Genomic DNA, 7024 nt, shown 5'->3' with positions numbered 1-7024 from the left:
ATAAAGAACAGTAAACGGAGGAATAGCCAATGAAATTTTTCAAAGTGAAAGAACCATGTTATTATGCGTTGATTGCAGCAAAGGATGAAGAAGAGTGCATGGATCTTTACGAGAGAGTAGTAACAGATATCGAAGATCGTGAAGAATTTGTACGGTGTTTGCAAGAATTAGATCAAAATGAAGCGATTGAAGAAAATGCAAAAACAATCAGTGAAGAAACGTTAGAACCAATCGGTATGGAAGAAGCTACAAAAGAAATTTTTAGTATTATCAATGAACAAAAATCTTGTGTGTTAAGCATTGACTCTGCACTTGTTTAAGGAGAAGACGATATGAAAATAAATACAGGTAGCACAGTTTCTCTAACTACATTTCGGCTAAAAAAAGGGGATCAAAATGAATTAATTGAAGCGAAAATTCCAAGTTTTGTACAAGAAAGAATTGATTATTATGCGAAGTATCTTTCCAAAGGGTTAACTTATACGGACTTATATCTATTGGTTACAGCCGAGCCAGGAGAAGATGAATTACAAATGATGTTTGAAGTTTGTTTTGGTGGAATCTACTTAGATATGAGTTATGAATTTAGGAAATGGTATCGAGATCCAAACAATTGGAAACAGCGACAAGTCGATTTAGCAAATGCAGTTATCCGTATATATCAGCAAAAAACAAGGAAAGAACGGATGATTATATGAATGGGTATTTTTTTATATTTTTAGGACTAGTTGGTTTCGTGATATTTCTTTTGCAAGATCGACAAGAAGTATGTGAGAGAAATTCTGATAGAAAAAATCCATGAAAATGGAAAAAGAGATTTTACTGTTTTTGTGATGTATGGCAAATCTAAAGGAAGGAAAATGAGTGTAAAATTCACTTAAACAGGAAAATAACTAACAAATTTCAGTTACTTTCTTATGGAAGTAATTGAGATTTGCTAGTTATTTACTAGTGGAAACTAATTTCATTTTTACTCCTTTCTTTTCATAAAAAATCTTACGAGGGAACACCCCTCGTAAGTAATAAACGATTATGATCCCAAAACAATATTTTATGAATGAAAGCGTAACATTCTATGGAAAATTTGTTATAATAAGCAATGAAACTATGCTTATTTTTCTTTATATGCGAAATAGGTATTCTCTTTTTTTGCTAAGCCAAAAATATCACCTATTTTCAATGATTTAGGAGCATATTTCAATTTTGGAATTTCAAATAATTTTTTTTTTTTGTCAGTTACTTTGATTGGTAACTGAATTTCTTCTTCGGATTCAGGAGAAAGAACAGCCATATTTTTATCTTGGAAAAGTACGGTAGTAATTTGAGTCTTCCCCCAAATTTGTAAATTATCATCTATCGATTTTGCGCTTAGAAGCGCTTTTAACTCGTCTAGTGAGAGATAATTAGAATCACTAGTCACACTACTTGACGTAGTTGTGATTGTGGAACTACTTGTTTCTGTTTTTCTAAACAGAGAAAAAGCAATGATAAGTACAGATATCAGTACGAAACTGAGTGATAAGATTATGAGGAATTTTTTCTTCATAAATAGTTATTCTCCTAAAATTGTTTTTTCAATAAAGAAGCAGAAACGACTTATTGTTGTCTCTGCTTTTTAGCTTGTAACTGTTTAGCGTAGGCTTCAACGTCACTTTTTAAATATAGTCTTACTAATGATGTTGCAGGATCACCGTCAAATTCTAGAAAAGGTGTTAATACTTTTCTATTGATTGCCTGAGAAATTCCAGCATAACTTTGACCGGTAATTTTAGCGGCACCTCTTCTAGTTACAAGATTTTCTTGAGCCCAAGACTGAAATGAATTTATAGTTTCTTTATCCAATATTTATACCTCTTTTCTTATGATCATAAATTTATTATATCAAAAGAAAAATTTTTTTCAAAAAACTGTTTACAAACGACTATAAGTTTAGTATCATAAGCTTGTAGTCATGAAGAATATAAAATAGAAAGTAGGAATACAAAATGAAATTATTACGAGTACTTGCAATTGGAGCGACTATTGGTGGGGTTGCGTTAGCAACTGCTCACGAGAAAGTAGATGCGGCAGAATGGACACCACGTACAGTGGAACAAATCAAAGCAGATATGAAAGGTAACGAATATACAATCGTTTGGGGAGATACATTAAGCGGAATCAGCCAAGCAACAAATATTTCAGTACAAAAATTAGCAGATATGAACAAAATTGCGAATGTAGACTTAATCTACGCAGGCAATAAACTAGTTTTTGATGGAAATGTAGCAACTGTTCAGAATAATAAAGGAGAAACAGTTGCACAATCAGTGATTCAACCACAAGATAAAGTAGATTCAACTAAACCAGTTGGACAACCAGTACAAGGTACAACAAATTCAGTAACTCAAAACACAACAACACCTTTAATTGATAACACAGTAGCAGGTAACACACAAACTGGTGATCAAACAACTGGAAATACTGGAACAACGCCAAGCACACCAGAAAACAACGGTGGCACAACTCAAACACCAACGCAACCAGATAGCAATCAAACTGGTTCAACAGGTAATACAACAACACCGTCTCAACCAAACACAGGTGGAAATCAAAATAATTCAGGAACTTCCAATGGAGGAACAACGACACCTTCACAACCGAATAATGGTGGTAACCAAAATGGATCAACAGGCGGAAATAGTGGAACAACTACTCCAAGTAAACCACAAGCACCAACGATTGTAAGTGGTTATATTGGAAATAGTGGAAAAGTGTTTGATACTCCAGAAGAAGCAAATAAATTTGCTGATGAAAAAGCTGCGAATGATTTAAGTATTAAAGGATATAAATTGATTACTATTGATTATAGTGATGGTTCTGAAAAATTCTCGATTGATTTCTACTAAGATATTTTAAAATAGTAATTTTTTTGTTAGTAAAGAAGGAATGACGATAAGTTATTTCTTCTTTTTTTATGTTTATTTTAAGAGGTGATTTCAATGAATTACTAATTTTATTGTTAAATTGATAAAAAATTATAGGGAGGAAAGTATAGATGAAGTTTAATCAATTGAATAAGATACGGAAAAAAGTAACTGTTTTTATGCTCTTATTGAGCTTATCTGGTGTTATTAGTCAACCATTAAGTACATTAGCTGAAACAGAAATATCTAACCAAGCGGAAAGTAGTCAGGTGGAAAAAAGCAATTCTCAAAAAGAAAACAAGGATATAACCAATAATTCTGTTCAAGAAGATAAACAGATGAAAGAGGAAAATAAATCTGTAGGTAAAGATGAAGGAGGAAAAACGGAACAATCTACTATAATGGGTACTGATAACTCTACAGTTGATTATACGGATGTCAGTAAAAATGAATTAACATCTAATTCTTCAATAGAACAATCAGATCAAGCGAATAAACAACCATTAACGCCTATTCCTGCGAAAACTGAAGATCAATTAAATCAAGAAGTGAAAAAAATATTTGCAGATAATGGCTATGAATTGTTAGAAGATGGTTCAATTCGTAGTACGACAGGTACTTCGTATCGTTCTGATTTATTTGAAGTATTACAAAAAGTAGAATTAATTAAAGCACAAAACCAAGCACAAGCGAGAGCAGTATTGGGAAGTGCTTTTTTTGTTATGCCTAAGGGAACAGGTGTGGTTTATGTAGACTCTAATTATGGCGATGCTGCTTTTCATTGGTCACAATCCAATGGAAATGTAGAAACTGGTTATTATGCTAAAAAAGATGGTAACGGTAATATGCTTTGGTGTGTTGAACCAGGAGCTCCTTTAAGCTGGGGAGCGAATGCTGGTTATACTACTTCTGAAGTATCTGATGCTAAGTACGTAAAAGCTTCTTTAATTGCTTATTGGGGTTGGGAAAAGCAAAAATCAGTTGTGAATGCTTTTTATACAGAAAAATTAGTTCAAGAAATTACAACAGGGGTTAAACCCACAAGTATAAGTGATTTGAGTGGACAAGGAAGAATTAGTTTAGCAGGTTATGAATCATTCAAAAAAGAGGTAATGAAAAAAGTTAACGCTTTTTATACAAAGCCTTCATTTGATGGAAAAACATATACTATTAAATTGGGAGAGACTTTGACACTAACGGATTCGAACAATTCCTTATCTTATTATAAAGTTCTAAATAATAATGCTAATGTTGCTATTTCTCAATCTGGAAATACTTTAAAAGTTACTCCTACTTTAAGTAGTAATATTAATGGATTTGTTAGATTTAAGTATGAAATTGATCCTTCATTTAGAAGGGCTAAAATTTTATATCAAGCGCCTTGGCTTCAAGATGTAATTTTTGCTGGCATAGGAGATCCAGCATATTCAGATATAAATATAAAAGTACTAAAAAACGGAAATGCCAAAATTAAGAAAGTAGATGCAGACACAGGGAAAGCTATTTCTGGTGCGAAATTTAAACTTTCTTATGGTGGAAAACAGGTAGAAGTTGTCACAAATGCAAATGGGGAAGCTGATCTGAAAGATGTTCCTCATGGGATAAAAGTAACGATTCAAGAAATTCAAGCTGCCAATGGCTATGTAATTAATAAAACACCACAAACAGTCACAATTGAAGCCAATCAAACAGTTACGGCTACTTTTAAAAACAAAAAGCAAATTGGACGTTTAGATTTAGTCAAAGAAGACAAAGAAACAGGCAATCAACCACAAGGTTCTGCCCAATTAGAAGGTGCTGTGTATGGATTATTTGAATCAAATGGTCAAAAAGTAAAAGAAGTGACGTTGAAAAAGTCTGGAGATAAAGTCACATGTTCTTTTGAAAACATACAAATTATGCATGATTATTACGTACAAGAAATTAAAGCACCAACAGGCTACAACCTTGACCCGACAAAGTATCCAGTAAATATTGCTTATGCAGGTCAAGATAAAACTGTGGCAGTACAAAGTATGACGTTAAAAGATCAAGTCATTAAAGGTGGTATAGAAATCGTTAAAATCGGTAATAAACCATTAGTTAATAAGATTATGGATAAAGTGACTGGTAAGTCTGATAACGTGAAGCCTAAACTAGAAGGTGCAGAATTTACAATCACTTCTAAAACGACAGGTAAGCCAGTCAAAGTAATTACAACTGATAAAGACGGAAAAGCAAATACAGGTAAAACATTGCCGTATGATTCGTATATCATGGAAGAAACAAAAACCCCAGAAGGTTATTTAACCATTGAACCGATTGAATTTACAATTTCTGAAGAAGATCAAAAATTCTTTTGGGTATTGGAAGATAAAATCATTGAAGCTCGTTTACACCTAGTAAAAGTAGATGGTGAAACAGGAAAAACAATTCCATTGAAAGATACCACGTTCAAAGTTTGGGATCGATGGGCAAACAATGGAAAAGGAGACTACGTTTCAATGCGTGTTCCTAATTCATTGGAAGTCAGTGACGAGTTTAAAACTAATGACAAAGGCGAATTGGTTACGAGTGATAGTTTAGCCTTTGGACATGAACGTTACGAGATTCGTGAACTGCGTGCCCCTGAAGGATATCTTTTAGCTACCGAACCAGTTGTTTTTTCTGTAACTGAAGCGGACGCTGGCGGTGTGATTACGATTAAGTTCGAGAACATGCCACAAAAAGGGCAAGTGAAAATTCATAAAACTGGAGAAAAAGGGATTTCTACTGTCGAAAAAGAAGGCGAATATGGTAAATATGTCGATATTCAATACGATCAAGTGGATTTAGCAGGTGTTAAATTCAAAGTTCGTGCGGCAGAAGACATTAAAACTCCAGATGGAACAATTCGATTAGCCAAAGGAGAATATATTCAAAAAGACGGAAAAGATCTTGAATTAGTGACAAATGATTTAGGAGATACTCTTTCTGATCCTAATTTATATATTGGGAAATATGAAGCTGTAGAAATTGAAGCACCAAGTGGTTTTGTGATGGCGGAAGAACCAATACCTTTTGAAATTAAATATGCAGGTCAATTGGTTGAATTATCTTCGACTGATGTAGAAGTTGAAAATCCATTACAAAAAATCAACGTATACGGCTATAAAAAACAAGAAGTCGTAACTGGTTGGGAAAATGGAAAACCAACGATTGAACTTGAAAATGCGAAAAACGGTCAAGTGTTCGGTTTGTATGTCGGTGAAGAAGGATTACAAATTGGTTATGATATCTTACCTGAAGGAAATGCTCTTGCGTATGCAAAAGTAGAAGACGGCAAACTTTCATTTGAAGGATTGACCTTACCTAATATTCCAAGTAATTACTACTTACAAGAAGTGAATGCTGGGAAAGATCATGTATTAGATGAAACAAAATATACGTTCCAATATGTTCCATCAAGCAATGAGAAAGAACATAATATTCATGTATTTGCGGACGGATATGCCGAAAATAAAGAAATTCTAACGAAAATGTCTCGCAAAGAGATTGAAAATAAATTAGCATATACAGACGTTGAGCTAATTAAAACGGATAATCTAGGAAACAAACCGCTTGAAGGGGTTGAGTTCCAATTGATTCGTATGGATGGTAAAAAAGAAACAGTGGTAAATACGTACAAGACAGATAAAGATGGAAAAATCGCTGTAAAAAAATTACCAACTGGAAAATATAAATTCAAAGAAACAAAACCGTTGAATTGGTATTATCCAAATACAGGCGATTTGAGCTTTGAAGTAACGCCAGAAACGAATGGACAATTGATTACGTTAAAAGCGGTCAATAAACGTCAGCCAATGAAAATCACCACACTTTTAGCAACCGTAAACGGCAAAAAAGAAGCTGACCCGACTGTCGATAATACATTGCGTGACAAAGTAGAAATCAAAGGTGCAGAAGTCGGTCATACGTATTATATTGTTACTCCATATGTTGATCCAACAACGAAAAAAGTGATTACCACTGTTGAATCAACGTATACGGCAAAATCAGAAAATGAAACAATTCATGTGGATATTCCAATCGCAAAAAATACGATGAAAGACGGTCAAAAAGGTGTTGCAACGCACTATATTTACTACGACAAAGAGAAAACA

General features: G+C 33.6%; 6 protein-coding genes. 4 read left to right on the top strand and 2 right to left on the bottom strand.

Annotation, left to right across the window (positions count from 1 at the left end; translation table 11 throughout):
- Positions 1 to 29 precede the first annotated feature (29 nt).
- Both RV14_RS11395 and RV14_RS11390 read left to right on the top strand, forming a co-directional pair.
- Positions 30 to 320 (top strand): hypothetical protein, encoded by a 291-nt coding sequence (locus RV14_RS11395; RefSeq protein ID WP_071856363.1) that lies wholly within the window; start codon positions 30 to 32, stop codon positions 318 to 320.
- A 12-nt stretch (positions 321 to 332) separates the two neighbouring features.
- Positions 333 to 698 carry a hypothetical protein gene (locus RV14_RS11390; RefSeq protein ID WP_071856362.1) on the top strand — a complete coding sequence of 122 codons (366 nt, stop codon included), beginning with the start codon at positions 333 to 335 and terminating at the stop codon, positions 696 to 698.
- 413 nt (positions 699 to 1111) lie between these two features.
- On the opposite strand, the gene RV14_RS11385 is transcribed toward RV14_RS11390, so the two are convergent.
- Together RV14_RS11385 and RV14_RS11380 are read right to left on the bottom strand one after the other, a co-directional pair.
- A complete protein-coding gene (locus RV14_RS11385) occupies positions 1112 to 1546 on the bottom strand; it encodes a hypothetical protein (protein WP_071856361.1) in 435 nt (144 codons plus the stop codon).
- 50 nt (positions 1547 to 1596) lie between these two features.
- The gene (locus tag RV14_RS11380) at positions 1597 to 1842 is read right to left on the bottom strand and encodes a hypothetical protein (RefSeq protein WP_071856360.1); all 246 of its coding nucleotides are present in this window, start codon (positions 1840 to 1842) and stop codon (positions 1597 to 1599) included.
- Between the two features lie 143 nt (positions 1843 to 1985).
- Between RV14_RS11380 and RV14_RS11375 the strand changes: the two genes are divergently transcribed.
- Positions 1986 to 2885 (top strand): LysM peptidoglycan-binding domain-containing protein, encoded by a 900-nt coding sequence (locus tag RV14_RS11375; RefSeq protein WP_071856359.1) that lies wholly within the window; start codon positions 1986 to 1988, stop codon positions 2883 to 2885.
- A gap of 149 nt (positions 2886 to 3034) precedes the next feature.
- Positions 3035 to 7024, top strand: a 3990-nt coding sequence (locus tag RV14_RS11370) for an MSCRAMM family protein (RefSeq protein WP_071856358.1), incomplete at its 3' end; no start/stop codon positions are given.

The sequence above is a fragment of the Enterococcus ratti genome (assembly GCF_001886195.1).
In the GTDB taxonomy this organism is placed as follows: domain Bacteria; phylum Bacillota; class Bacilli; order Lactobacillales; family Enterococcaceae; genus Enterococcus_B; species Enterococcus_B ratti.
This window is presented reverse-complemented; position numbering and strand designations above follow the sequence as displayed.

Coding starts and splice junctions, on each gene's coding strand:
- RV14_RS11395 (WP_071856363.1), top strand. CDS start 30: ATGAAATTTTTCAAAGTGAAAGAACCATGTTATTATGCGTTGATTGCA.
- RV14_RS11390 (WP_071856362.1), top strand. CDS start 333: ATGAAAATAAATACAGGTAGCACAGTTTCTCTAACTACATTTCGGCTA.
- RV14_RS11385 (WP_071856361.1), bottom strand. CDS start 1,546: ATGAAGAAAAAATTCCTCATAATCTTATCACTCAGTTTCGTACTGATA.
- RV14_RS11375 (WP_071856359.1), top strand. CDS start 1,986: ATGAAATTATTACGAGTACTTGCAATTGGAGCGACTATTGGTGGGGTT.